Origin of the sequence: Pseudoalteromonas sp. SWN29 (assembly GCF_015864465.1) — a bacterium.
In the GTDB taxonomy this organism is placed as follows: domain Bacteria; phylum Pseudomonadota; class Gammaproteobacteria; order Enterobacterales; family Alteromonadaceae; genus Pseudoalteromonas.
Genome location: NZ_JADYXE010000009.1, coordinates 23566 through 49523, shown reverse-complemented (window position 1 = coordinate 49523; position 25958 = coordinate 23566). Strand labels below are relative to the sequence as shown.

Below are 25958 nucleotides of genomic sequence, written 5' to 3'. Positions count from 1 at the left end.
TTGCACTTTTACTTATTGATAGTCGTAAGCTTGTCCGGTGCATAAAACAGATAAGTCGCAATACGATACAGACGCTTCACTACAAGAATTGATAGTAAAAGCATTCCCGCCTCTGCGCATGGCATCAGCTTTAAGTAAATCAATCGCGTTTGATTTAGAGCGATTGTAGCTTACATTGTTGTTACCTCTACCATCGCCATCGCAGCTTTCACCTTCTATTCGCCCTAAGAGTGTTGCGCCACTTTCGTGTGCTTCTTGGTCGCTATAAAACTGCTGTAAATCTCTTTTATTAACGTAGGTGCCAATTTCTTGAGATAAAACGTCGTTGTCTATATCTGTATGATAAGTAATGCCTGAACAACCCGTTATTGTGGCGAGCACTGTTATTGCCATTATTAAACTTCGCATATTTATTAGTCCCTTAATTTATTTAATACCAATTTGCTTATATATGGGGGCTATTTAACGTTAAGAAAATCACGCTAAAACTAGGCGAAAATTTTTGTATCTAGTTGTTCTAAATAAAAAATTTTTAACGAAGTTATAGTGAAATTTAATTCGTTAAATTGTTCAAAGATTTATGCAAGTTGGTATAAGGTAATAAATTACTAACAAAATCAAATGCGGGCAATGTTTACTACTAAATAAATTGTTAGCATTTGTAAATGTATTTAGATTTTACTGAGCATAGGGTAAGTAAACAAAAAGAAGTGGCAAACATTAACCAACCAATGGCATAAAATAGCCCACTCTAAGCGCTGCGTTTTATAAAAAACATAGCCATACCCCAAGCCTGCAATAAACGAGACCAGCACATAGTTAGTCCCTCCAGCAAAATGTGCCAAAGCAAACACTGTAGCTGTTATTATCGGGGCAAGTAGCGCTAAGCGAGAAGGTGTAATAATTTGGCTAAGCTTAGTCTGTAATAACCCTCTAAATAAAGCCTCCTCAGCTACACAGGTAAATAAAAGATTAATAGCAATAAAGGTTAACCAAAAGTCAGGAACCTTAGGATTAAAGCTCACAAGCCCAAGTGTTAAAGCAGCTATAAGCGCAGTAAAAACGGTAGTAATAATTATTAAAACAGGTTGTTTAGCATCGAGCAAAATAGATTTATTAGAGTCTGCTTTCAAAGGTTTTTTACTTGAATCTAAGTTTGAATAAAAGTAAGCACAAAGAAATAACCCAGCCATCGCTTTATCAAAATTAGCATAAAGGGTAAAAGCAATCGCATCGCTTGTAATACGCTCGTTTATAACAATAGGGAGGTTATTAAAACCAGGCACCCAATGAAGTGCTAATGCCAATGAGGTAATTATAAAAATAGTACTTAAAGTAGCACGTATTATTGCCCGCTTTGTATGCAGCGCACAGTAGTATAAAACAACGTAAAGCCCGGTAAACAGCAGAGCATATAAATTTATATAACTTTGAAAATACGCACTTATAACACTTAAAGCTATTAAGTAATGCCAAAGAGGTTGTCGCATTATTGATATTTTGCAGTACGGAAAAACACATATAACGGATAGCGCTAATAAATAAAAAGTCATTGTTTTTAATTGCTCAGTTTTATTTAACAACTAATCTAACAGATTCGACCTCTCAATATTTTTTTTCTGGTAGTATAGATAGGTTATAAGCAGTTTAAGCAGTGAAAAAACTATGTTAAGTCCTTATTTTCAGCAACATGCTGATTACGTTTCTATCTCTCGTGAGCAAGGTTGTCGTTTCGCAAAATGTGTTGCCGATGACTACAATCCACTTCATGACAAAGATGCTAAAAAGTTTTGCGCGCCAGGAGACTTACTTTTTTCTTTAGTGTTAGATCGCTATGGCATAAGTGAGCGAATGGAATTTACCTTTGCCGGAATGGTTGACGAAAACACCAAACTTAATTTTCCTGAGGGAGCTGACGAGTTTGATGTCACCAATGGCGACAAAGTTATTTTAAAGGTAAAACGCGACGGTAAAACCAGCCAATGCCCAACACTTACAAACAGCCTAATAAAAAATTATGTTGAGTTTTCAGGTGCTGCGTTTCCACACGTAATTATTCCATTAATGGGTAAACAAGAGGTAATGATAAACCCTGCTCGCCCGATGGTTATTTACGAATCGATGATTATTAATCTTGATAACCTTGATATTAAAGCACCGACGCTTGAATTTGCTGAACCAAGTTTTGAGTATACAGGTAAACGCGGAAAAATTACTTTGCGCTTTAATTTACTCGAAAACGGCGAAAAAGTCGGTTTTGGTGAAAAGCACATGGTGGTTTCGGGTATTCGTGAATACTGCCAAGCAACAGTTGACGATTTAATCGCGTTTTACAACGAACGTAAAGCGACGTTAAAACCTGCTTAAAGCTATATAAATTATAAAAAGGCGCTGAATATATTGTTATTTAGCGCCTTTTTTATTGGTTTTAAGAGTCCAGCTAGATTAGCCGAGGGATTGGATACTTTTCTGGATTGGTTAATTTACGCAGTACAGTAATATGCGTACAATAGCGCTCTTTGTTATTTTAAAGCTAAGCCTATGTCTGCCACTACGTTCTCATCACTTAATCTCGACCCGTTATTATTAACAGCGATTGAGCAAAATAATTACACTACGCCTACCGCAATTCAGATTAAAACTATTCCGCCTATTTTAGCCGGAAGTGATGTAATGGGCAGCGCGCAAACAGGTACGGGTAAAACTGCCGCGTTTGTTTTACCGCTTTTACATAAGCTTTTAAATACCCATAAAAAAGATGAGCAAGGCCTTGCCCGCGTTGTAATTTTAACGCCAACCCGTGAGCTTGCTCAGCAAGTATTTGCCAGCTTTGAAAAGTACGCACAAGGCACTAACATAAATGGCGCTTTAGCTTATGGTGGCGCAAGTATTGGCCCTCAAATAAAAGCACTTAAAACAGCCCAAGTGATAGTGGCAACGCCAGGTCGTTTGCTCGATCATATTGTAAAAGGCAGTGTGGTACTTTCAAGTGTTGATTCGTTAGTGTTTGACGAAGCTGACCGCATGCTTGATATGGGCTTTATTGATGAAATTAGACGTATATTGCGACATATCCCTGGCGATCGCCAAACTTTACTATTTTCAGCGACATTTGATGACAGCGTATTTGAGCTAAGTAAAAAGCTACTTAAAAATCCTGAGTTAATTGAAGTTGATAAACGTAACTCAGCCGCAGTTGAAGTAGAGCAAGTTATTTACTCGGTAGACGAGGATCGTAAGCGCGAACTTGTATCGCACATGATAGGCATGAAAAACTGGCGCCAAGTGCTTATTTTTACTCGCACAAAACAAATGGCTGATCAGCTCGCTAAAGAAATGTGTAAAGACGGTTTAAAAACCGAATCAATCCATGGCGACAAATCGCAAGGTGCACGCGACCGCGCACTGCAAAACTTTAAAGAAGGTATTACACGCGTACTTGTTGCAACCGATGTAGCTGCGCGTGGTTTAGATATTTCTACACTTAGATACGTAATTAACTTTGAGCTACCATACATAGCAGAAGATTACGTACACCGTATTGGCCGTACAGGTCGTGCTGGTGAACAAGGGCTCGCTATGTCGCTGGTAAGTATTGATGAGCAATGGCTGCTAGAAGAAATTGAAGTACTACTCGATACGCGTTTAACGCCGCAGTGGTTAGCAGGTTATGAGCCCGATCCTAATAAAAAGCCAAAAGATAACCGTAAAAATACGAATAAATTACGAAAAGATCGCGATAAAAAACGTATTACAGGCAAAAGAGAGCCAAGTAGACGTCGTAAATAATAGCTTTTACTTTGCTTTTTTGCCTATACTGGAGCTACTAAATAGCCGAGGTAAAGTTAATGTTTGAAACTGATAAATGGGCATTCTCTGGTATTGATGGCCAAATATCTTTGCATAAATGGCAAAAAACAATCGACCTTATAACGGGGCTTTTTTCAGCCCCGTCGGGTTATATAGTTCAGGCAACAAGCAAAGGCTATCGCGTTGTTATTAGAAGTAACGAAGGTGGCTCTAACTTTGAGACCAATCCTATACTTCCTCCTCAAACACCTCTGTTTTGTCGGTACGTTGCTGAAACTAAAAATATTTTATATGTTAATGATGCAAGCAATAACGATGCATGGAACACCCTACCAGAAGTCGTTGAAGATGGTGTTGAATCCTACCTAGGTTTACCTATTCATTGGCCTGAAGGCGAAGTATTTGGCACGCTATGCTTAAAAGATACTCAGAAAACAAGCTATACCGATGAATACTTTGAACTCATAGAACAACTACGTGATTTGATTGAAGACGACCTAGCGCTTGTGTATAGCTATGAGCAAATGCGCGAAATAGCCATGTTAGACTCATTAACGAATATTTATAATCGCCGAGCACTTAACTTATTAGCCCAGCAAAAACTTAACTTAGCGCTACGTTTAGGCTTTGACGTGTGTTGTTTGTTTATTGATATAAACGACTTTAAAAAATTAAACGACACTTGCGGACATGAAGTGGGCGACAAAGCATTAATTATATTGGCAGATACGTTAAAAACGCATTTAAGAGATGCGGATATAATAGGGCGTTTAGGTGGCGATGAGTTTGTTGCAGTAATGCAAGTAAGCGATAAAAGTAAAATTAACTACATCATGGATAAAATATCCTCTGAGTACTCAAAAGCCTTACTCAAAGAGGAGGTTTGCGATTTATCGCTTAGTATTGGTTATAGTTTTACTAATAAACAAAAGCAGCCCTTTGAAGCGCTATTAAATGATGCAGACCACGCAATGTATAAAAATAAACAAGCGTATAAGCTCGCTAAAAAAGCACAATAATAAAAGCATTTTACTTAATCTTTGCCCATAAAAAAGCAAGCCATTAGGCTTGCCTAGAAGGGTGTTAATTTGTTTAAGCTATTAGCTTCTCAGCTAGATTTAATTCCATTGTAGCCTTTAGTAAACGATATAAGTTAATTGACGCGTCAATTTCTTCTTTACGGTTTGTTAAGCTTTCAATATTTAAACCCAGCGGTACATCTAAATGCGCACAGCTTTTAATTATTAAGTCGAGGTTTTCGCGGCAAATACGCACTGATTCGCTTAATGTATTGTCTGCATCAAGCATGCGCCATTTTGTAGCTTCTGGCACTGAGATACCCAGCCACTTCATAAAGTCTAAGGTTTTTTCGCCGCCGCACGGGGTAAACGTTAATATAATACGTTGTGGTGTAATACCTTGTGCTTTACATGTACGCGCGTAACTAGTGATTAACTCTATAGTCGCTTGTGCGTCGTAAACAGCTTGCGATATAAAAAACTGACAACCTTGTGCTGTTTTTTCTATTAATCGTTCGTGCTCATTTCGTTTGCTTGAATGGCGCTCAGCAATAGTAACGCCACCTAAAAAGAAATCATCTGATTGTTCAGCCAATGCTTTATATGCATCTGGCAGGCTTAACTTTATATCGCCTACCGATGACGGGCTACCTACTAAAACTACATTTTGTAAATCGTAGTCGTTTTTAGTTTCACTTAACCAATCTTTAAATTCGCCCACGCCACGCTGCGCCACACTTTTATAAGTAATCACATCTTGTGCAGATAAATTACGAATTAAATGGCTGTATTCACGCGGATCAACGGTTTGTTTAAACGCAAATGGACGATCTTGATTTGTACGGCTGCTTTCGTCTTGAATGTCGTAAATTATTACACCGTCGTATTCAATTTCGTGTAAGCGACCCAGTAGCTTTTCTGCAATGGTTTTTAATTGCGCTTTATCGGTGCCAATTTTAGGCGGCGTAGTACCAATAAGATAAACACCTTGCTTGGTGTCCTCTATTTTCTCTTTTAATGATAAAGCCATAATCCTCATTCCAGCCAAGTGCGTGTTGATGGATTTAATATAGCAGCCATTTAGACGTCTAGATAGATTTATTTAATGAAAGTTTTTCAACTAACATGATGTTTATTCATAGTGCATGTTCCCATTACTTATAATTGACACAGTTGTTTACATAATAAATTCCTTTGGGACTCTTATATTTATTGGCTTTGGGGCATAATCGAGGGTGAGTTAGTGTTAAATCTAACAATAAATTTGCTCAATTTAAAAAGGGACAACAATGAAATTTAAATTATTAGCAACCAGCTTAGCGGTATCGCTGGCGTTAACCGGTTGCGCAATGCAGCAAAACCAAAGCACGCAAACAACAGCACAACAAGAACAAGTAAATAAAGCTGATGATCGTGTTTTTTCACAAGATTACTTAATTGAAGAACTAGAAAACGGCTTACGCGTAATGGTTGTTAAAACCGATTACCCCGATGTAGTGTCGCTGCAAATTCCGGTATCGGTTGGATCGCGTAACGAAGTTGAAGAGGGCAAAACAGGTTTTGCTCACTTTTTTGAACACATGATGTTTAAAGGCTCACAAAAATACCCTGAAGATGTGTATTCAGACATATTAAAAAATTCAGGTGTTGATAACCGCGCGTATACAACAAACGATTACACCAACTACCATTTAAACTTTTCAAAGCAGCATCTTGATAAAGTACTTGAGCTTGAAGCTGATATTTTTCAAAACTTAACCTACACCGAAGAGCAATTTAGAACCGAAGCACAAACGGTAAAAGGTGAGTACTTAAAAAACAACGCGAGCCCAGTTCGTAAATTATTAAGCGCTGTACGCGAAGAAGCGTTTGATAAGCACACGTATAAACACACCACTATGGGCTTTTTTAAAGACATAGAAGCGATGCCTGATCAAATGGCGTACGGTAAAGAGTTTTTTGCTAAATTTTATAAGCCTGAGTATGTATCGATTGTAATTGTGGGCGATGTAGAGCCAGAAGAAACAATGGCTATGGTTAAAAAGCATTGGGGCAGCTGGAAAAAAGGTAACTACGTTGCTGACATTAAAGCAGAGCCTGTGCAACAAGCACCAAAATATTTGCACCAGCAAGATGAAGCGCTACCAGGGCATTGGTTGCTTGTATCGTACAAAGGCGCTGCGTGGGAGCCTGCTAAAAAAGACAGGGCAGCACTTGATTTAATCTCACAGCTTTATTTTTCAAATAATTCAGATTTATATCAAGAGCTAGTGGTCGACAAACAAATTGCCAGCCAAATGTTTACCTATAACCCAGAGACTAAAGATCCGGGTTTATTACACGTATTTGTTAAAGTAGAAAACGCAGACGATTTAGCCACTGCGCGCGATGCCATTAACCGCACTTATGCAAAAGCACGCACAGAGCTTGTTGATGAGCAAAAGCTGAGTGATTTAAAATCAAACCTTAAATACAGCTTTATTAATGGCCTTGATTCGTCGCAAGCGATTGCATCAACCCTTGCAAGCTACATGCATTTTGAGCGCGATCCTGAGGTTATAAACCAGCTTTATAAATCGGCTGATAACATTACCAGCGCAGATATTAAAGCCGTTGCTAATAAATACTTTACCGATAACGCACGTACCACATTAACGATGTCGGCACTTGATAAAGCCCCAGGGTTTGAGCAAGAAGTTGATTTAAATGCGCTTACTGCAAAGCTTGAACAAGCACCAGCGGCACCTGTGTTTAAAGTACTTGATAAAACGAATAGCTCGCCATTAATTGATGTTAACTTTTTATTCAATACCGGTGCGGCTGCCGACCCTCAAGGTAAAAAAGGCGTTGCTGCACTCACTGCGGCTATGCTTGCACAAGGTGGTTCGCAGGCGACAAGCTATAAAGATATTCAAAAAGCACTTTATCCGCTTGCGGGTAGTTTTGGTTATCAAATAGATAAAGAAATGCTGTCGTTCCAAGGGCGTATTCATAAAGATAACGCGGCGCAGTGGTATGCACTTGTGAGCGATCAATTACTAAACCCAGGCTTTAGAGATGATGACTTTAAACGCCTCAAAAAAGAAATGATCGACGGTATTAAGTCTGGCTTAAAAGCATCTAATGATGAAGAGCTAGGTAAAGAAGTGCTATACAGCGCACTTTACAAAAATCACCCTTATGAAAGCTACAACTACGGTGATATTTCGGATTTAGAAGCGTTGACGCTGGATGATGTTAAAGCGTTTTATAACAGCGAGCTTACGCAATCTAAACTCACGGTTGGCTTAATTGGGGCTGTGCCTGCAAAACTTAAAGCTAAAATGATGAGCGATTTTGCAACGCTACCAAAAGGTGAGCAAAGCCGTTTAAGTATTCCTGATGCGCCAGCACTTAAAGGTCATCATGCAACTATTGTAGAAAAATCTGCGCAATCGACGGCGGTATCGTTTGGTTTTCCTATTGATACAATAAGAAGCAGCGAAGACTGGACAGCCCTTTGGCTTGTGCGTTCGTACTTTGGTGAGCACCGTAGTTCTAACAGCTTTTTGTATGAGCGCATTCGTGAAACTCGCGGCATGAACTATGGCGATTACGCATACATTGAATATTTCCCACGTGGTATGTTTCAAACCAAGCCTGATGCAAACCTAGGTCGCTCTGAGCAAATATTTCAAGTGTGGTTACGCCCACTTCGCTCTAATAACGATGCGCACTTTGCAACTCGTACCGCTTTATTTGAGTTAGATAAGCTAATTAAAAATGGCATGAGCGAAGACGACTTTGAAGCCACGCGTAACTTTTTAATTAACTTTGTGCCGCAAATGGTCGCAAGTCAAAATCGCCAATTAGGTTACGCACTTGATAGCGAATTTTACAACACAGATAGCTTTGTAAGTTACGTGACTAACAAACTTAAAACGCTAACGCTTACAGATGTAAATCGCGTTATTAAAGAAAACTTACAAACAGAGAACGTTCAATATGTGTTTATAACCGCAGACGGCGCTGATATGCAAAAACGTTTAGCATCGCAGCAAACATCGCCAATGGTTTACAACACAGAAAAACCAGCAGAGCTTGTTGCTGAGGATAAAGTGATTGCCGATTATAAATTAGCAATTCCTGCTAACAATATTGAAGTAATGAAAGTCGATAAAGTATTTCAATAATTTAAGCTGTTTTTAAACTGTTTAAAGCGTATAAAAAATGCCCCAGTGCTTTAAAACTCTGGGGCATTTTTATATTAATACTTTAAGCCAAAGCATAGGCTTGTTATTAATAAAATAAGCTCGTTACTAGTATCATAAGTTCGTTACTAATAGCATACAGCCAACACCGAGTGTAAAGCTTATTAAAGAGCTTATAGCAATAGCTACAATAAACTTTTGCGTTGATTGAGTTTTAACCGTTTCATCTACTTCTAAGTCGTCTAGTTTTATAAGCTCGCCTTGGCGCACTTCAAATACTGCGCATAAAGCCATTGTGGTTTCTTTTGATGCCGCACCTTCTTTTTCTACACGCTGAATAGTACGTAAGCTTACATCGCAGGCATCGGCAAGTTGCTGTTGCGTCCAATTAAATTGCTGCCTAAGTTCTTTTATTGTTTTAGGATTAAGTTGCATGCGTTTATTTACCTACCACTAAGTCAATTAGCGCAAAGGTTGAATACCCACCCAAGTATCCGGCAAGTACACAGGCAGAAAAAAATAGGACGGCTCTTTTCGTGTCCTTAATAAAAGGAAGTACAGTTTGTTCTTGTTGTTTTATTTGCTCATTATTTTTAAAAAAAGTACATTCAAGCTTGCCAGTGAGAATATTTTTCATGTGATATTTAACTTGGTAGTTATGTTCTTTAAACTCAAATGTATGCGTGCTTTTTCTACCAATACTACGTTTACTACTAACTAAATCGTCGTTTACGTAGATTTCTTCTTTGCCAGTAAAGTAGCTGCCAAAACAGGCTATTTGATTGTCGCCATCTTGAAAGTAAAATTTGTAACCTAATTTTTTTGTATTTAATATATCGTTTTTCATCATCGTTATCCTTGTTGAGTTGATGATGCTAATTTAGCGTTTGTTTTTGTTATTTACGCCGTCAGCTGTACGCCAGTATGTATTTTGGCATATGACAGGTGAGCTGTCATATGTTGTTAGCTTTTGATTTTTATTAATTTATTATATTTTAAGTATGTATTGGTCATTTTAGTTACTGTCGTATAACTTAATCTAAAAAATGAGTAAGTATTTAAAATATCATTTCTGGGTGCTAGTTATATCTAATAACCAGAACAAATAACTAAGGGATTAACACCTTTGTGGCTAAATCCGTTAGACTTGGGAAAAGGCTATTTTATATCAACTTAAGGCAGTGCAGTATTATGCGTCATGCAATTTGGCAAAAGCTTCGCGACGAAGCTAACGATGTAGTAAAACGTGAACCATTATTAGCAAGTCATGTGTATTCATGCATTTTGAATCATGATTGTTTGGGTTCGGCATTGAGCTTTATTGTTGCTAATAAATTAGCTGATGCGGTGGTATCTGCATTTACTATTCGTGAGTTATTTGATCAGGCATTTGTAAAATGTGACCGTATGCTGTCTTTTGTAGCAGAGGATATTAAAGCAGTTAAAGATAGAGACCCCGCAGCAGAAACGCATCTTACCGTGATGTTAAATCTAAAAGGTTTTCATGCTATTCAGGCGCACCGTTTGGCCAATTGTTTATGGCAACAAAATCGCAGAGAGTTAGCGCGTTTTATTCAAAGCCGTACATCTGAAGTGTTTGGAGTAGATATTCACCCAGCGTGTAAAGTGGGCAAAGGCATTATGTTTGACCACGCAACGGGTATTGTTATTGGTGAAACAGCGGTAATTGAAGATAACGTTTCAATACTGCAATCGGTAACGCTTGGTGGTACAGGTAATGAGCAGGGCGATCGTCACCCTAAAATTAGAGCGGGCGTGTTAATTGGTGCTGGTGCTAAAGTATTGGGTAATATCGAGGTGGGTGAGGGCGCACGTATTGGTGCAGGCTCTGTTGTGCTAAGTAATGTACCTGCGCATACGACTGCGGTTGGTGTACCTGCTAAAATTATTGGTCGACCGGATTGTCCTTGTCCGGCGCAAAGTATGAACCAAAACTTTTTAACAAATCCTGAGCCTGAAAACGAATCACACACGAGCGCAATGCTATAAGCAATTCAAAGCAATTCAAAGCAATTAAAAGTAATTAAAAGTAATTAAACTAAAAGGAATTAACATGAACAAGAATAGTTTATTGGCTCTAGGGATTGGGTTTATTGCAGGTGTAGGTTTAACTTGGAGCTATTTTAATTTAGCTTCAAGTGATTCAGAGGCTACTGATTTACAGAAAAGTTATGCAAACCAGCAAAAGCCTAATGCTGAGCAAACAAAAAGTAATGAAGTAACAGCAGATGATGTTGAACCTGCCGTTACTGAGCAAGTCGCTAGTTTTGAGCAAAGTGATGATACTGCCCCAATTACGGCTGAAACTGAAGAGCTTGATGACTTACCTCTTGAGGAGCAAGTTGTGCAACTCAAGCAACAACTCGCCGAACAGAAAGCGACGCTTAAAAGCGTTTTAAAGCAAATGAGGAGGCCATCAGACTTTGAGCAAATTTTACGTGAAAAATTTGAAAAGCAAACGCGTGACGAAGAATGGGCTTATCGTACTGAAATGGCATTACAAGATTTTTTATTAACAGCTGATTTGGTAATTATGCCTGATGTTGTTAGTGCAAAATGTAAAACAACGATATGCGAATTTGAACTTACCGCACCTGCTGACAACGATGCATTTGACAGTGCTCAATGGCGAGAGCTAAGCGACAAGTTGATGAAACAAGAGTTTTGGCAACAATTTAAAAGCACTACCTCCACATCGAGCGATAGCGAGCTTAAATTCTTGCTAAGTACCGAGCTTTAAACTGTATCAGTTTAAGTAATAGGTATGACCTGTGATTCTATAGAGCCATCAACGAGCTCTGTAATTAAAACATCGCCTATTTTAATTTGATCCACAGATTTAACTACTTTCCCTTGCTGTGTTTTAGTGATGCTATAACCGCGCGCTAAAACATTAAGCGGACTTACCGAATCTAACCTACTTGCTTGCAATGCTAAGCTATTATTAGCTTGGCGTAACTGATGCTGTATAGCTTGGTTTAGCCTAGCTTGTAATTGCGAAAGTTGATGGCTTGCTGTAGCGAGTTTTTTATCGGGTGATTGGCGCATTAAACGCGGTGTTAAATTATTAAGCGTGCGCTCTTGCTGATATAAACGGTTACGCATAGCTTGTTGCAGTGCAATGCTTAGCTCGTCCAATCGTTGTGATTTTTGATTAAGTTGGTTACGCGGATGACACAAATTAAGGCGATGTTGTAGCTGCGTTGCTAGTGCGCGTTTGTCAGCAATATCGTGTTTAAACGCGTTAGACAAGCGATTAACTAATTGCGTTACTTTGTTGTGTAACTCTTGCGTATTTGGGCTTACAAGCTCAGCTGCTGCTGATGGAGTAGCTGCGCGAACATCGGCAACGTAATCGCTAATAGTGGTATCTATTTCGTGGCCTACCGCACTTACTATGGGTAATTCACTTTTATAAATAGCACGGGCAAGTTGTTCGTGGTTAAAACACCATAAATCTTCAAGTGAACCACCGCCGCGTCCTAAAATAAGAACGTCTACTTCATCACGAGCATTGGCTAATTCAATTTGGTTTATTAAATGCACGTGCGCTTCTTTGCCTTGTACCATGGCAGGATAAATAATGACTTCTAATTGCGGCGCACGGCGTTTAAGTACCGTTAAAATATCTTTTATAGCAGCGCCGGTTGCTGAGGTAATAACACCAATGCGATTAATATTTTGGGGTAATGGCTGTTTGTGAGCAGAGCTAAATAATCCTTCGGCGGCTAAGCGCATTTTAAGTGCATCGAATTCTTGCTTTAGCTGACCTTCGCCTGCAGGTTCCATATGTTCAACAATAAGCTGGTAATCACCGCGAGGCTCATAAAGTGATACGCGCGCTTTTACTGTTACTTGTGCGCCATTGGCAGGGCGGTAGCTTTGGTTGCGATTATTACCTCGCCACATTGCGGCTTTAATTTGTGCTTTATCGTCCTTTAACGAAAAGTACCAATGTCCAGATGCTGGGGTAATAAAGTTAGAAATTTCGCCCGTGAGCACTAAAGATGCAAAACCTTGCTCAAGGATTGTGCGAATTTCTCTATTAAGGCGTGAAACGGTGTAAACCGCCTGCGAAGGCTTCGAAAACATAAAAAACAACCTAAAACTATTTATTGCACTACTTTATCATAAATATTTGCGAAATATTATTTACTCATGGCAACAACGCTGTTAAAATTTGGCCGCAATTCCTTATCTTAGATCCACATGTGAGAAGTTGCCAAAATGCTTAGAATCGCTAAAGAAGCTCTTACCTTTGATGACGTACTTTTAGTACCTGGTCATTCTACTGTTTTGCCACACACGGCAAATATTTCAACTCGCTTAACGCGTGGTATCAAACTTAACTTGCCGCTTATTTCAGCATCTATGGATACTGTTACAGAAGCTCGTTTAGCTATTGCCCTTGCGCAAGAAGGTGGTCTTGGTTTTATTCATAAAAACATGACTATTGAAGAACAAGCGAAAAACGTACGTAAAGTTAAAACCTACGAAGCAGGTATTGTTTCATACCCTGTAACGGTGACTGCCGATTTAACAATAGCAGACGCTATTGAGCTTTCACACGAAAAAGGTTTTTCAGGCTTTCCAGTTACCGATAGCGACAATGTACTTGTTGGTATTGTAACTAGCCGTGACATGCGTTTTGAAACGAAGCTTGAACAGCCTGTTTCTACCGTTATGACTAAAAAAGAAAAGCTTGTTACCGTTAAGGAAGGCGCAGCTCGCGAAGAAATTTTAGGCTTAATGCACGAACACCGCATTGAAAAAATCCTTGTTGTTGATGACGCTTTTAAACTTAAAGGCATGATCACAGTAAAAGATTACCAAAAAGCCCAAGACAAACCAGACGCATGTAAAGACGACCAAGGTCGTTTACGCGTAGGTGCCGCTGTAAGTGTTGGCGCTGGTACTGATGAGCGTATTGCTGCATTAGTAGAAGCGGGTATTGATGTTTTACTTATCGATACATCGCATGGTCACTCTCAAGGTGTTATTGACCGTGTTTATAAAACGCGTAAAGAATACCCAAATTTACAAATAATTGCTGGTAACGTAGCGACCGCTGAAGGTGCGGTTGCACTTGCAGACGCTGGTGCCGATGCAGTTAAAGTAGGTATAGGCCCAGGTTCTATCTGTACTACACGTATTGTTACCGGTTGTGGCGTTCCACAAATTACCGCTATTTCAGATGCTGTTGAAGGCTTAAAAGGTCGCGACATTCCTGTAATTGCTGATGGCGGCATTCGTTTTTCTGGCGATATTGTTAAGGCACTTGTTGCTGGTGCATCGTGTGTAATGGTGGGCTCACTTCTTGCTGGTACAGAAGAAGCACCAGGTGAAGTTGAATTATACCAAGGTCGTTACTACAAGTCTTACCGTGGTATGGGCTCATTAGGTGCGATGGACCAAAAAGAAGGTTCATCAGATCGTTACTTCCAAAAATCAAACGAAGCAGACAAGTTAGTACCTGAAGGTATTGAAGGTCGCGTAGCTTACAAAGGTCCAATTGCAACGATTATTCATCAGCAAGTAGGTGGCTTACGTAGTGCTATGGGCTTAACGGGTTGTGCAACAATTGAAGAGCTTAATACAAAACCACAGTTTGTACGTGTTACTTCAGCAGGTATGGGTGAGTCGCACGTACACGATGTGCAAATCACTAAAGAAGCACCAAATTACCGCTTAGGTTAAGCCGCGTAATTAATTTAATATACTGGGCTTGCTTTGCAAGCCCTCTTTTTAGTCGTTTACATTAACAAATGACATTTAGCATCAGACTTTACGAGATACTCCATGAGCAAAGATATTCACGATTCACGAATTCTCATTTTAGACTTTGGTTCACAATACACGCAATTAATCGCGCGCCGTATCCGCGAAATTGGTGTTTACTGTGAGCTATGGGCATGGGATGTGACTGAAGAGCAAATCCGCGAGTTCAACCCACAAGGTATTATTCTTTCTGGTGGCCCAGAATCAACAACACTTGAAAACAGCCCGCGCGCTCCAGAGTATGTATTTAATGCAGGCGTGCCTGTACTAGGTATTTGCTACGGTATGCAAACAATGGCAGCTCAACTAGGTGGTAGTGTACACAGCTCTGATAAAAAAGAGTTTGGTTACGCACAAGTAGAAAAAGCAGGTAACTGTGCATTGTTTGATGCGATTGAAGACAGCATTACCGATGGCGGCAACGGCATACTCGACGTATGGATGAGCCATGGCGACAAAGTAATGGATATTCCAGCTGGTTTTACAACAACAGCTAAAACATCTACTTGTCCACATGCTGCAATGTCTAACGAAGAAAAACGTTTTTACGGCGTACAGTTCCACCCAGAAGTAACACACACGCATCAAGGTCAGCGTTTATTAGAGCGTTTTGCTATTGATATTTGTGGCTGTGAAAAATTGTGGACTGCTGCAAAAATTATCGATAATGCAATTGAGCGCATAAAAGAAACTGTTGGCGATGACGAAGTTATTTTAGGCCTTTCGGGTGGTGTTGATTCATCGGTTGTGGCTATGCTTATTCACCGTGCAATTGGCGAAAGGCTAACATGTGTATTTGTTGATAATGGTTTACTTCGTTTAAACGAAGGCCAGCAAGTAATGGACATGTTTGGTAATAAATTTGGCTTAAACATTGTTAAAGTTGAAGCTGAAGAGCAGTTTTTAAATGACCTTGCAGGTAAGTCTGACCCAGAAGATAAACGCAAAGCCATTGGTCATACGTTTATTAATGTATTTGATGAGCAAGCCAAAAAGCTTAAAAATGCAAAATGGTTAGCGCAAGGTACAATTTACCCAGATGTAATTGAATCGGCTGCATCTGCAACTGGTAAAGCGCATGTTATTAAATCTCACCACAATGTGGGCGGGTTACCAGATGACATGAAAATGGGCCTTGTTGAGCCATTACGTGAGTTATTTAAAGACGAAGTACGTAAAATTGGCCTAGAGCTAGGTTTACCGTACGACATGCTTTACCGTCATCCTTTCCCTGGACCAGGTTTAGGTGTGCGTGTACTTGGCGAAATCAAAAAAGAATACTGTGATTTATTACGCCGCGCTGATGCGATTTTCATCGAAGAGCTTCACAAAGCTGAGCTTTACCATAAAGTAAGCCAAGCGTTTACTGTATTCTTACCTGTTAAATCGGTAGGGGTTATGGGCGATGCACGTAAGTACGATTGGGTTGTATCACTTCGTTGTGTGGAAACAATCGACTTTATGACTGCGCGCTGGTCACATTTACCTTATGAGTTTTTAGGTGTGGTTTCTAACCGTATCATTAACGAAATAGATGGTATTTCTCGTGTTGTTTACGATATTTCAGGTAAGCCACCTGCAACTATCGAATGGGAATAATTAATTTTAGTTTTAATTAACTAATCTTAAGTGATTAAAAAACGGCGAATTAGCATGCTAATTCGCCGTTTTGTTTATTTAAAAAGCAGTTAAACTAAAAGAGTGATTTTTCTCTTTACCTTTGGCGAAACTTCTCTATAATTTGTCGTCATTGCAGGGGCGTAGTTCCAATTGGTAGAACAGCGGTCTCCAAAACCGATGGTTGGGAGTTCGAATCTCTCCGCCCCTGCCATTTCTTCTTTACATCGTTTTTATTACTTCTTATATTGTTCAAATGTCTAATCTACTGAGTTGTTATGCATCCACGTTACGCAGCTATTTTTGATATAGAAAATCTTGAACTCAATCAACATTATTGTCCAAAAATAAATGATCAAGCTAATACTTTATCGCAAAGTGCGATAGCTAGTTCTTTAACGCTCAATGAGCAATTACTTGCAGACATTAAACTCAGTGCAAAGCCTATTATTATAAATAGCGTTGTACAGGGCAGTGAGATGCAATTAAACGACAATAAGCTTACATTGCCAACCCCACAGCTCAACGCCTCTGAGAAGCGTGCTTTATGGGCTTTAATGAGTGAACACCTTGATAAACTTTAAATCAGTAGATGAAACAGCAATATCTCAATTAATGGCCGTCGAAACAGCGTGTCATAGCCATCCGTGGACTTTAAATACAATGAGTTCATGCATAGGCGGGCGCTATTTTAATGTTGCCGCATTTGATGAGGCTAACATGATTGGTTTTTATATTGGTGAAAAAGCAGGGCCTGATTTTACACTTATGGATATTTGTGTAACACCAAGTCATCAGGGTAAAGGCATTGCAAGGCAGTTGTTAGCGCAGTTTATTGAATACGGTGAGCAGCAAGATGCAGAAAACCTATTTTTAGAAGTACGCGAATCAAATACGCGTGCTATTGCGCTGTACGAGAACGCAGGCTTTACTGAAATGTCAGTGCGTAAAAACTATTACCCAAGTGATAACCCTGCTAAAAATGGCTTTGAAGACGCTATTTTAATGGGTATGGCGTTAGGTTTAAACTTTTCATAATTAAAGTTGGTAATTAGTATTTAAAGCACAGAGCCGCTAAAGCACTGCATTTGTACCGCTTTGCTAGTTTGCTTTTTAGGATTCCTTGTCGCTAATTGCTTGCTCAATGGCCACTATCAAATCGTTTACTAGCTCATCTCTTGGCACTTTATTGTTACTTTTTAAGTTCTCTTCAAGTGCTGCTGCGCTATGGTAAATTTCATCAAAGTTAAAGCATCCAGAACTTCCTTTAATACTGTGCGCTATACTTCTTAGTGCTTCCCAGTCATCAGAGTGTTGCAGAGCTTTAACGTCTTCTAAATATGTAGGTAAGTTCGCTAAATAGTTATCAGCTATTTGCTGAAACTTCTCGCTCTTTAATAAGCTATCCCATTTATTTTGATTGTCTTTTTCAAGATGTAAATAGCTTACAAGTACTTTTTCGAGTGCATCTTTATCAATGGGTTTAGCCAGTGCTTTATCACAGCCCGCTTCTAGGTAGGTGCCTATATCATGGTTCATTACATTGGCAGTAAGAGCAATAATAGGGCCATCGTATGCTGCATGGCGTAGCATTTTAGTCGCTTCTAAGCCGCCCATTACAGGCATTTGCATATCCATAATAATAAGCTGGTAGTCGTTTACGAGAGCCATTTCTACGGCTTGTGCGCCATTGTTAGCAATATCGGGTTCAAGGCCCCAGGTTTGCAGTAGTAATTTAATTAATAGTTGGTTATCTGGGTTGTCCTCAGCCACTAATATATTGGCGTCAAAGCTATTGGTTGCAAACGATAAGAGAGGGTCTTTTTCTGGTATTAACTGGCTGTCTTGTGTTAAAAACTCAAGCATTGGTTGATCATCTGATAACTGACATGCCACCCTAATTGTAACACGGCTACCAACACCCACTTCACTTTCAAGAGTTACATCGCCACCAAGTAACAGTGCTAAGTTTTTAGAAATACACAACCCAAGACCTGTACCACCAAAACGACGTGTGGTTGTGGCATCGGCTTGTTCAAACGGTTTAAATACTCGTTCTATTTGATGCTCAGACATACCAATACCGGTATCTTTGATTACAAACTCAAGTTTTTGACTCGCTTCTAAATAATGCACACAAATAGATACACTGCCATTTTCAGTGAATTTAACCGCGTTATTAGCAATGTTTATAAGTATTTGTTTTAAGCGGGTCACATCACTATAAATGGTGCGAGGTAACGGCAGTTGATAGTCTATATTAAGGGTTAATTGTTTTTCTTGTGCCAGCGGTTGAATAATTGATTCAATGTCGTGCACAAGCTGCACTACGTTTAACGCTGACAAATCAACAGCTAGCTTTTCGGCTTCGATTTTTGATAAATCGAGTATGTTATTTATTAGCTCTAGTAAGTGTTTTGAATTACGTAAAATAGTGCTTAGGTGTTGCTTATCGTTTGTTACTTTATCGTTGTGTAACAACTGCTCTGTAAAGCCCATAATAGCCGTGAGCGGCGTGCGTATTTCGTGGCTCATGTTAGCTAAAAAGCGGCTCTTAAGTTGATTAGCTTGCTCAGCTTGGCCAATAGCTAACTCAAGTTGGCTGTTCATAGCTTCAAGTGCTTGGGTACGGCTTTCTACTTTATCTTCAAGATGGTGTTTATATTCTTCAAGCTGTTGTTGGTAGTGCCTTATTTGATTAACCATGTGGTTAAAGTCGTTAAATAAAACACCTACTTCATCATTTGTATGAGCTGGTAAGTGCACCGATAAATCACCGTCACCCACGCGGTGGCTTGCAGCACCTAGTAACTCAATTGGGTTAAGTAATAAATTACGTACCACTACAAAAATTAATATTGGCAGGGTGATCACCGAAATAATAACAATTAAGCCTGTTATTAAACTTATGGCTTTACCTGATTGATAAAGCACTCCTTTTGGAATGGTCGATACGTAATAATATCCACCAGGCATTTGCACTGCAAAAATCATACGCTCAATTTTATCTATGCTTGAGAGCTCAATGGTCGAAAGCATACCGATATCAGCGAGGTCGTGAACTTGATTAAGTTCGTACTCGCTTATGTATTGGCCACGCATGTTGTAGTCAGAGCTAAATAAAATCTTACCGTCTTTGGTCAGCATTAAATTAAGTGTGTTGTTATACGGGGCTTCTAAAATACTGGAGTTAAGTATTGAAGGCTCTACATGCATTACAATAAACCCAAGCTGCTGTGGTCGTTTTAAGTAGTAATCAACGCTATAAATTCGTTGAATAAAATATAAACTCGTAGTGCCATCATCTTTTTGAATCATAAACTGCTGTTTACTTAAATTACTTTGCAATACTTGATTAAAAAATGGATAGCTTTTTGGGGCTGTAGTTAAATTGTTAGAGTAGTAGGCGTCACTTTTCCCGCTGGCAGAGACTAAGTTAATACTAATTATATCTGGGTAGGCTTCACTGTAGCTGGCAAATACATCCATAAGTGCGCCAAGTTTTCGAGTGTAGTTACCGTTTGCACGAATATCGTTTGTTAAAAAGTCGCTAAGTACTGGCGAGGTTGAAAGTAGTTTTGCAGTAGAGTGAAAAGAGTCGATGTAGTTAAATATTTTTTGCTGTTGCTGCTCAACAAAACGGCTCATTATTAAATCAGCTTGTTTTTGGGTTGAATTAGTTACATTGGTGAGCGTAAAGCCACCTAAAAATAGCAACGGTAGAATAACAAGGGGTGTTATATACCATAATAATCTAATACTTAACTTACTGGTTTTCATGACCAAACTACTTATCCTCCATGCAATCTATCAATAATATGCGTTACGACTTTATTAAACAAGCTTATAGCGGTCTTGATGGCTGAAATGTAACCACTAATTGTGTGGTATTTGGCTAAAAATAGCTGCTTATTTGTATAGTTAAGTTATTTTAATTTAATAAGTTATGTGTTTTTAAAATAGTATTTTAGTGCTTGAATAAAATTTACAATATTTATACATATAAAAGAGATTTTTTATGCTTAATATATTTAAAAAAAGTGCTGTAACGCTTATTAAACTTAAGTTGTAAGTTTGTTTAAGTGCTTTGCTATTTCATCAATGCATATTTTTACAGAGATTGGCATGTTGCGCGTGTAGGGCGTTAATGCATAAATACTTTTACTACTAAGTGAGTAATCGGGGTTAATTACCTCAAGTGAAGGCTTTACCAAGTTTAAGTAAAAATCAGGTACCAGACCCATTCCAGCTCCTGCTTTTATGAGCGATAAACAACTATGGAACGAGTTTGCAAGGCAGCGAGCTTGGGTACTGAAGTGAAGTGCTTCCCCATGTTCATTTTTAAAAGTGTGATCTATATTTAACCCTTGCCAAGTGTTAGCGATGTAAGGTGTTTTATTTAATATTTCAGACTCTAGTTGTTTAGGGTTTTTAATTACTCCCGTTTTTATACACAGCCTGTCGGTAAAGCTACCTATGCGCTTTTGTTTTAGGGCGCTGTCTTTTGAGGGACCCACTCGAATAGCGAGATCAATATTATGATCTAAAAAATCTATATGCTGATCGGCACTTACAAGCTCTGGCATTAATTTGGGGTATTGAGTCATTAAGTTAGCAATAACAGGGGTAATAAGCGTTTCCATTAATGCATTCGGGGCGGTTATCTTTATATTACCAGTAGGCTCTGCTTGTTGAGTTTTTACGGTATCCCATGCCGTAGTCGCGATATTATTTAATTCTTTACATTGTATGTAAAACAGCTCGCCGGTTGGCGTTAATGCTTGCCTACGCGTTGTGCGTTTTAAAAGAGTTACCCCAAGCTCTAGTTCTAGCGCTTTTAAATGCTGGCTTACTACCGACTTAGAAACATTAAGCTTATCAGCTGCGGCGGATATAGAACCTGCCTCAACAATATTTGCAAACACCGACATTTGTTTAAATTTACTCATGTTTATTGTTCTGTTTTTCTAAACTGTATTTTTTATTATCTTTGTTTTTAGTATTAAAAGATATGGCTAATATAAGCGTAATTTATTAACTACAGGTGATCTATGAATAGCGAATTAGTACTTCAAAAATGCAAACAAGGGATAGCGGATTGGCAGCATGCATTTAATAGCCAAGATGCAAAAGGCTGCGCGCAACAGTATTTTTCTGATTGTGAAATGCATGCACGCCCATTTGGTGTGTTTAATGGAGAGGCTGCAATAGAAAGCTTTTGGCAAGGGATCATGGATCAAGGCTTTAAAAATGTGCAATACACTGATGTTACATGGGAAAAGCTTGGTGATGATGGTTATGTTTTATCAGCTAAATGGACAATGAATCAAGCTCACGGTGCTGTTCATCGCGAGCATTGGGTTATTGCAGCCGATGGAAAAGCAAAGTTAAAAAGTGACGATTTTGAAGTGTTAGGTGAGCGCTAAGTAATTATTAATTTAGAGTCGAGTACGTGCTAACTGGTAAGTCTAATTTATCTAAGGTTTTGAAATAAAATACTTATATAAATTCCTCGATGAAAATAAGCTTAAAAAGCAACGAATCATCGCTTAAGCAATTATAAAATGGTCTGTAATTTAATTGCTGACCATATTTCAAATATTTCTATTCATATCTCTTCATTACAAAGCTAAGATATTTTTAAGTTAGATAGCACACTTTTATACCGACTCCTGTTACAATTGCCATTATTAAAAAATTAGCTATTGGCGTTTTATTATCAGCTGTTTATAACGTTAAAGTCAGCGTAAATAGTAGCTAATTACGATCAACATTACGGGTTTACTCGCAAGCGCTTATTTAAATGCATTCAACCCCGCATCAAACTAAAAGAATTTATTAATGGCAGACCAAACTATTATCAATGAAATCAGCAAGCGAAGGACTTTTGCTATCATCTCTCACCCGGATGCTGGTAAAACAACTATCACCGAAAAAGTATTGTTGTTCGGACAAGCTATTCAAAGAGCCGGTACTGTAAAAGGTCGTGGCTCTAACCAGCATGCAAAATCTGACTGGATGGAAATGGAAAAAGAGCGTGGTATATCGGTTACTACCTCGGTAATGCAATTTCCGTATAACAATGCGCTTGTTAATTTACTTGATACGCCAGGACACGAAGACTTCTCGGAAGATACTTACCGCACGCTAACAGCGGTAGATTCGTGCTTAATGGTTATTGATGCGGCAAAGGGTGTAGAAGACCGTACCCGTAAACTCATGGAAGTTACACGCCTGCGTACAACGCCAATTGTTACGTTTATGAATAAGTGTGACCGTGAAATACGCGACCCAATGGAAGTGCTGGACGAAGTTGAAACAGAGCTAAATATTGCCTGTGCGCCCATCACTTGGCCAATTGGCTGTGGTAAAGAGTTTAAAGGTGTTTATCACATTCATAATGACGAAGCTGTTTTATACAAAACAGGTCAAGGTCATAAAATTCAAGAAGTTCGCACTATTAAAGGGCTTGATAACCCAGAGCTAGATATCGCTATTGGCGAAGATTTAGCTGCGCAATTACGTGACGAACTTGAGCTTGTTATTGGTGCATCAAACGAATTTGATTTAGAGCTGTTTTTAGCCGGTAAGCTTTCGCCTGTTTATTATGGTACTGCACTGGGTAACTTTGGTGTTGACCATGTTTTAGATGGTTTAACTAAATGGGCACCAACGCCATTACCACGTGAAACAGAAGACAGACTTGTTGTTGCAACTGAAGAAAACTTTACCGGCTTTGTATTTAAAATTCAGGCAAACATGGATCCAAAACACCGAGACCGTATTGCATTTATGCGTATTGTATCGGGTAAGTACAGCCAAGGCATGAAGATGAACCACGTGCGAATTGGCAAGCAAGTGAGCATTTCTGATGCGGTAACCTTTATGGCGGGCGATCGTGAGCGAGCAGAAGATGCTTACGCTGGCGATATTATTGGTTTACATAACCACGGTACAATTCAAATTGGTGATACATTTACCCAAGGCGAAAAACTTAAATTTAGTGGTATTCCAAACTTTGCCCCTGAGTTGTTCCGCCGTATTCGTCTTCGCGATCCGCTTAAGCAAAAGCAATTATTAAAAGGCTTAGTACAGCTTTCAGAAGAGGGTGCTGTGCAGGTATTTAGACCGCTTATAAACAACGATTTAATTGTAGGCGCAGTAGGTGTACTTCAGTTTGATGTGGTTGTAGCACGTTTAAAAGCTGAATATAACGTAGATGCTATTTACGAAGGTATAAACGTAAATACAGCACGCTGGGTAGAAAGCAGTGATGTTAAAAAGTTTGAAGAATTTAAACGTAAGTGCGAAAGCAATTTAGCACTTGATGGTGGCGATAACTTAACTTACATAGCGCCGAGCCGTGTAAACCTTAACTTATCGGTAGAGCGCTACCCAGAAGTAACGTTTAACCATACACGCGAAAACTAGAACTCATTCAAAGAATTAAAAGAAAGCCTGCTTTGGTGGGCTTATAAAGGTAAAAACATGAATATTCGTACTATTTTAATCGAAAAAGCTATTGCAGCTATGGCTGGCGCAGGCTTACCTGAAGACACAAACCCAGCAGTAACGCAAAGCACACGCCCACAGTTTGGTGATTACCAAATTAATGCAGCAATGGGCGCAGCTAAAAAAATGAAAAGCAACCCACGAGAGCTTGCGCAAAAAATTATAGATAACCTTGATGTAAGCGATATCGCAGAAAAAACTGAAATCGCAGGCCCTGGTTTTATTAATATTCACTTAAAGCCTGAGTTTTTAGCGCAAAGCGTTAAAGCAGCTAATAGCGATGCAAAGCTTGCTGTAAACGAGCACGCTAACCCACAAAAAGTAGTGGTTGATTACTCATCACCAAACCTTGCTAAAGAAATGCACGTAGGTCACTTACGTTCAACTATTATTGGTGACTCAATTGTACGTGCGCTGGAATTTAGAGGCGACACAGTAGTACGTCAAAATCACATGGGTGATTGGGGCACGCAATTTGGTATGTTAATCGCGCATTTAGAGGATCAAATTAGCCAAGGTGTAGATTTAGATACTGTTGCACTTGCCGATTTAGAAACTTTTTACCGCGATGCTAAAAAACGCTTTGATGACGAAGAAGGATTTGCAGATAAAGCCCGTAATTACGTTGTTAAACTACAAGGCGGCGACGCACACTGTGAAAAACTTTGGAAACTATTTATAGCCACCTCAGTTAAGCACTCTGAAGAAGTATACAAACGTTTAAATGTAACGCTTACCCAAGCCGATATTATGGCTGAAAGCGCATACAACGCTGAGCTTAAAGATATAATTAGCCTGCTTAAAGATAAAAACATTGCAGTAGAGTCGCAAGGTGCACAAGTTGTATTTTTAGATGAGCTGGCAAATAAAGATGGCGAACCATCTGCGTTTATCGTACAAAAATCTGGCGGTGGCTTTTTATATGCAACAACCGATTTAGCTGCATGTGATTATCGCTCAAATAAACTAGGTGCTGATCGTATCTTAATTTTTGTTGATGCACGTCAAAACCTGCATTTTACTCAAGTAGAGCTAACAGCGCGTAAAGCAGGTTTATTAAGAGACGAAACAAGTTACGAGTTTTGCCCATTTGGCACCATGATGGGCGCCGATAACAAACCATTTAAAACACGTACTGGTGGCACTGTAAAACTTGCTGACTTATTAGAAGAGTCAATTAACCGCGCAGCAACTAAATTAGCTGAACGCGAGTCTGACTTAAGTGATAGCGAGCGCAGCGAAATTGCCCGTAAAGTAGGTATTGGCGCAGTTAAATACGCTGACCTTTCTAAGCACCGTACCAGCGATTACATTTTCAACTGGGACAGCATGCTAAGCTTTGAAGGCGCAACCGCTCCTTACTTACAATATGCTTATACACGTATACGTAGTATTTTCCGTAAGTCAGGCGTTGATGCAACTACGTTAAATTCAGACGTAGCAATTGTTGAACCTCAAGAAAAAGCACTTGCACTTAAGCTACTACAGCTTGAAGAGGTCCTTGATTTAATGATCAATGAAGCAACACCGCACGTACTATGTGGTTACTTATATGAGCTAGCAAGTTTATACATGACATTTTATGAAGCCTGCCCAGTACTTAAAGAAGGCGTAGAGCCAAGTGTACGTGATAGCCGTTTAGTGCTGTGTAATTTGGTTTCTAAAACATTAGAAACGGGATTAGATTTGTTAGGCATTGAAGTCATGGAACAAATGTAATCACCGTCGTATTTTAACCTAATACTGCGTTATCCACCCCGACTTACCCTAATCACATACAAACCGTATGCTCATAGGGATAAGTAGGGTTGGATGCCTTGTCTTAGGCTAAACTACTTAGGTGAACCTTCTGCTGCGTGTAGCTCGCTTTGACTGCGTTGTCGTGCTTTTTTAGCCTAAGTCACATACTAAATGTATGCTCCTTGGCATAAAAAAGCACTCCGCCTTGTCAGCACTTCTACACTTGCAGATATAATGTTTTACATTGTAGGTTGGGTTGAGTGAAACGAAA

At 39.2% G+C, this 25958-nt stretch carries 21 protein-coding genes and 1 tRNA gene; 14 read left to right on the top strand and 8 right to left on the bottom strand.

What is annotated here, in order from left to right; translation table 11 throughout:
• Window positions 1-12: 12 nt before the first annotated feature.
• On the bottom strand, window positions 13-408 hold the full coding sequence (locus I6F53_RS05220; RefSeq protein WP_197238764.1) for a hypothetical protein: 396 nt from the start codon (window positions 406-408) through the stop codon (window positions 13-15).
• 263 nt (window positions 409-671) lie between these two features.
• Window positions 672-1553, bottom strand: a complete 882-nt coding sequence (locus I6F53_RS05215) for a CPBP family intramembrane glutamic endopeptidase (RefSeq protein WP_197238762.1) — start codon at window positions 1551-1553, stop codon at window positions 672-674.
• A gap of 112 nt (window positions 1554-1665) precedes the next feature.
• Between I6F53_RS05215 and I6F53_RS05210 the strand changes: the two genes are divergently transcribed.
• From I6F53_RS05210 to I6F53_RS05200, 3 genes are all read left to right on the top strand, one after another.
• A complete protein-coding gene (locus I6F53_RS05210) occupies window positions 1666-2367 on the top strand; it encodes a DUF3581 domain-containing protein (protein ID WP_197238761.1) in 702 nt (233 codons plus the stop codon).
• A 174-nt stretch (window positions 2368-2541) separates the two neighbouring features.
• On the top strand, window positions 2542-3789 hold the full coding sequence (locus tag I6F53_RS05205; RefSeq protein WP_197238759.1) for a DEAD/DEAH box helicase: 1248 nt from the start codon (window positions 2542-2544) through the stop codon (window positions 3787-3789).
• A 59-nt stretch (window positions 3790-3848) separates the two neighbouring features.
• A complete protein-coding gene (locus I6F53_RS05200) occupies window positions 3849-4829 on the top strand; it encodes a sensor domain-containing diguanylate cyclase (RefSeq protein ID WP_197238758.1) in 981 nt (326 codons plus the stop codon).
• Between the two features lie 73 nt (window positions 4830-4902).
• On the opposite strand, the gene I6F53_RS05195 is transcribed toward I6F53_RS05200, so the two are convergent.
• Window positions 4903-5859, bottom strand: coding sequence for a methylenetetrahydrofolate reductase (locus I6F53_RS05195; RefSeq protein WP_197238757.1), 957 nt, complete (start codon window positions 5857-5859; stop codon window positions 4903-4905).
• Between the two features lie 259 nt (window positions 5860-6118).
• Here I6F53_RS05195 and I6F53_RS05190 point away from each other — a divergent pair, with 259 nt between their 5' ends.
• Window positions 6119-9001: a M16 family metallopeptidase gene (locus I6F53_RS05190; RefSeq protein ID WP_197238756.1), complete on the top strand. Its 2883-nt coding sequence runs from the start codon at window positions 6119-6121 to the stop codon at window positions 8999-9001.
• A gap of 132 nt (window positions 9002-9133) precedes the next feature.
• Here I6F53_RS05190 and I6F53_RS05185 read toward each other — a convergent pair whose 3' ends face one another.
• Together I6F53_RS05185 and I6F53_RS05180 are read right to left on the bottom strand one after the other, a co-directional pair.
• Window positions 9134-9454 (bottom strand): helix-turn-helix transcriptional regulator, encoded by a 321-nt coding sequence (locus I6F53_RS05185; protein WP_197179900.1) that lies wholly within the window; start codon window positions 9452-9454, stop codon window positions 9134-9136.
• 4 nt (window positions 9455-9458) lie between these two features.
• Entirely contained in the window at window positions 9459-9866 is a 408-nt protein-coding gene (locus tag I6F53_RS05180; protein WP_197179986.1) for a hypothetical protein, read from the bottom strand.
• A 344-nt stretch (window positions 9867-10210) separates the two neighbouring features.
• On the opposite strand from I6F53_RS05180, the gene cysE reads away from it, so the two are divergent.
• Together cysE and I6F53_RS05170 are read left to right on the top strand one after the other, a co-directional pair.
• Window positions 10211-11029 carry a serine O-acetyltransferase gene (gene cysE, locus I6F53_RS05175; protein ID WP_197179898.1) on the top strand — a complete coding sequence of 273 codons (819 nt, stop codon included), beginning with the start codon at window positions 10211-10213 and terminating at the stop codon, window positions 11027-11029.
• A 64-nt stretch (window positions 11030-11093) separates the two neighbouring features.
• Complete coding sequence (locus tag I6F53_RS05170; protein WP_197238754.1) at window positions 11094-11780, top strand: hypothetical protein; 687 nt, start codon at window positions 11094-11096, stop codon at window positions 11778-11780.
• A gap of 11 nt (window positions 11781-11791) precedes the next feature.
• Here the strand turns inward: I6F53_RS05170 and xseA are convergent, their stop codons facing one another.
• A complete protein-coding gene (gene xseA / locus I6F53_RS05165; protein ID WP_197238753.1) occupies window positions 11792-13132 on the bottom strand; it encodes an exodeoxyribonuclease VII large subunit in 1341 nt (446 codons plus the stop codon).
• A gap of 135 nt (window positions 13133-13267) precedes the next feature.
• Between xseA and guaB the strand changes: the two genes are divergently transcribed.
• The 5 genes from guaB to rimI all read left to right on the top strand — a co-directional run bounded on the left by guaB (window position 13268) and on the right by rimI (window position 17473).
• Window positions 13268-14737, top strand: coding sequence for an IMP dehydrogenase (gene guaB, locus I6F53_RS05160; protein ID WP_166420910.1), 1470 nt, complete (start codon window positions 13268-13270; stop codon window positions 14735-14737).
• Between the two features lie 102 nt (window positions 14738-14839).
• Window positions 14840-16417 (top strand): glutamine-hydrolyzing GMP synthase, encoded by a 1578-nt coding sequence (guaA, locus tag I6F53_RS05155; protein WP_166420909.1) that lies wholly within the window; start codon window positions 14840-14842, stop codon window positions 16415-16417.
• 155 nt (window positions 16418-16572) lie between these two features.
• Window positions 16573-16649, top strand: a tRNA-Trp gene (locus tag I6F53_RS05150).
• Between the two features lie 64 nt (window positions 16650-16713).
• Window positions 16714-17019 carry a hypothetical protein gene (locus I6F53_RS05145; RefSeq protein ID WP_166420908.1) on the top strand — a complete coding sequence of 102 codons (306 nt, stop codon included), beginning with the start codon at window positions 16714-16716 and terminating at the stop codon, window positions 17017-17019.
• A complete protein-coding gene (rimI, locus tag I6F53_RS05140) occupies window positions 17006-17473 on the top strand; it encodes a ribosomal protein S18-alanine N-acetyltransferase (RefSeq protein ID WP_197179984.1) in 468 nt (155 codons plus the stop codon). Before I6F53_RS05145 ends, rimI begins: the two co-directional genes overlap by 14 nt.
• Window positions 17474-17548: 75 nt before the next feature.
• Here rimI and I6F53_RS05135 read toward each other — a convergent pair whose 3' ends face one another.
• Both I6F53_RS05135 and I6F53_RS05130 read right to left on the bottom strand, forming a co-directional pair.
• The gene (locus I6F53_RS05135) at window positions 17549-20215 is read right to left on the bottom strand and encodes an ATP-binding protein (RefSeq protein ID WP_197238752.1); all 2667 of its coding nucleotides are present in this window, start codon (window positions 20213-20215) and stop codon (window positions 17549-17551) included.
• Between the two features lie 281 nt (window positions 20216-20496).
• Entirely contained in the window at window positions 20497-21384 is an 888-nt protein-coding gene (locus tag I6F53_RS05130; protein ID WP_197238750.1) for a LysR family transcriptional regulator, read from the bottom strand.
• 102 nt (window positions 21385-21486) lie between these two features.
• Between I6F53_RS05130 and I6F53_RS05125 the strand changes: the two genes are divergently transcribed.
• The 3 genes from I6F53_RS05125 (at window position 21487) to argS (ending at window position 25666) form a co-directional block, all read left to right on the top strand.
• Complete coding sequence (locus tag I6F53_RS05125; protein ID WP_197238749.1) at window positions 21487-21861, top strand: isochorismatase; 375 nt, start codon at window positions 21487-21489, stop codon at window positions 21859-21861.
• A 415-nt stretch (window positions 21862-22276) separates the two neighbouring features.
• On the top strand, window positions 22277-23866 hold the full coding sequence (gene prfC / locus I6F53_RS05120; protein ID WP_166420904.1) for a peptide chain release factor 3: 1590 nt from the start codon (window positions 22277-22279) through the stop codon (window positions 23864-23866).
• Between the two features lie 57 nt (window positions 23867-23923).
• Window positions 23924-25666 (top strand): arginine--tRNA ligase, encoded by a 1743-nt coding sequence (gene argS / locus I6F53_RS05115; RefSeq protein ID WP_166420903.1) that lies wholly within the window; start codon window positions 23924-23926, stop codon window positions 25664-25666.
• Window positions 25667-25958 lie beyond the last annotated feature (292 nt).

Bases quoted from the DNA above. Each gene is read 5' to 3' on its own strand.
- cysE (WP_197179898.1), top strand. From the start codon at position 10,211: ATGCGTCATGCAATTTGGCAAAAGCTTCGCGACGAAGCTAACGATGTA.
- xseA (WP_197238753.1), bottom strand. From the start codon at position 13,132: ATGTTTTCGAAGCCTTCGCAGGCGGTTTACACCGTTTCACGCCTTAAT.
- I6F53_RS05195 (WP_197238757.1), bottom strand. From the start codon at position 5,859: ATGGCTTTATCATTAAAAGAGAAAATAGAGGACACCAAGCAAGGTGTT.
- I6F53_RS05145 (WP_166420908.1), top strand. From the start codon at position 16,714: ATGCATCCACGTTACGCAGCTATTTTTGATATAGAAAATCTTGAACTC.
- I6F53_RS05205 (WP_197238759.1), top strand. From the start codon at position 2,542: ATGTCTGCCACTACGTTCTCATCACTTAATCTCGACCCGTTATTATTA.
- I6F53_RS05170 (WP_197238754.1), top strand. From the start codon at position 11,094: ATGAACAAGAATAGTTTATTGGCTCTAGGGATTGGGTTTATTGCAGGT.
- I6F53_RS05210 (WP_197238761.1), top strand. From the start codon at position 1,666: ATGTTAAGTCCTTATTTTCAGCAACATGCTGATTACGTTTCTATCTCT.
- guaB (WP_166420910.1), top strand. From the start codon at position 13,268: ATGCTTAGAATCGCTAAAGAAGCTCTTACCTTTGATGACGTACTTTTA.
- I6F53_RS05215 (WP_197238762.1), bottom strand. From the start codon at position 1,553: ATGACTTTTTATTTATTAGCGCTATCCGTTATATGTGTTTTTCCGTAC.
- I6F53_RS05135 (WP_197238752.1), bottom strand. From the start codon at position 20,215: ATGAAAACCAGTAAGTTAAGTATTAGATTATTATGGTATATAACACCC.
- guaA (WP_166420909.1), top strand. From the start codon at position 14,840: ATGAGCAAAGATATTCACGATTCACGAATTCTCATTTTAGACTTTGGT.
- I6F53_RS05220 (WP_197238764.1), bottom strand. From the start codon at position 408: ATGCGAAGTTTAATAATGGCAATAACAGTGCTCGCCACAATAACGGGT.
- I6F53_RS05125 (WP_197238749.1), top strand. From the start codon at position 21,487: ATGAATAGCGAATTAGTACTTCAAAAATGCAAACAAGGGATAGCGGAT.
- I6F53_RS05185 (WP_197179900.1), bottom strand. From the start codon at position 9,454: ATGCAACTTAATCCTAAAACAATAAAAGAACTTAGGCAGCAATTTAAT.
- prfC (WP_166420904.1), top strand. From the start codon at position 22,277: ATGGCAGACCAAACTATTATCAATGAAATCAGCAAGCGAAGGACTTTT.
- argS (WP_166420903.1), top strand. From the start codon at position 23,924: ATGAATATTCGTACTATTTTAATCGAAAAAGCTATTGCAGCTATGGCT.
- I6F53_RS05130 (WP_197238750.1), bottom strand. From the start codon at position 21,384: ATGAGTAAATTTAAACAAATGTCGGTGTTTGCAAATATTGTTGAGGCA.
- I6F53_RS05200 (WP_197238758.1), top strand. From the start codon at position 3,849: ATGTTTGAAACTGATAAATGGGCATTCTCTGGTATTGATGGCCAAATA.
- I6F53_RS05190 (WP_197238756.1), top strand. From the start codon at position 6,119: ATGAAATTTAAATTATTAGCAACCAGCTTAGCGGTATCGCTGGCGTTA.
- I6F53_RS05180 (WP_197179986.1), bottom strand. From the start codon at position 9,866: ATGAAAAACGATATATTAAATACAAAAAAATTAGGTTACAAATTTTAC.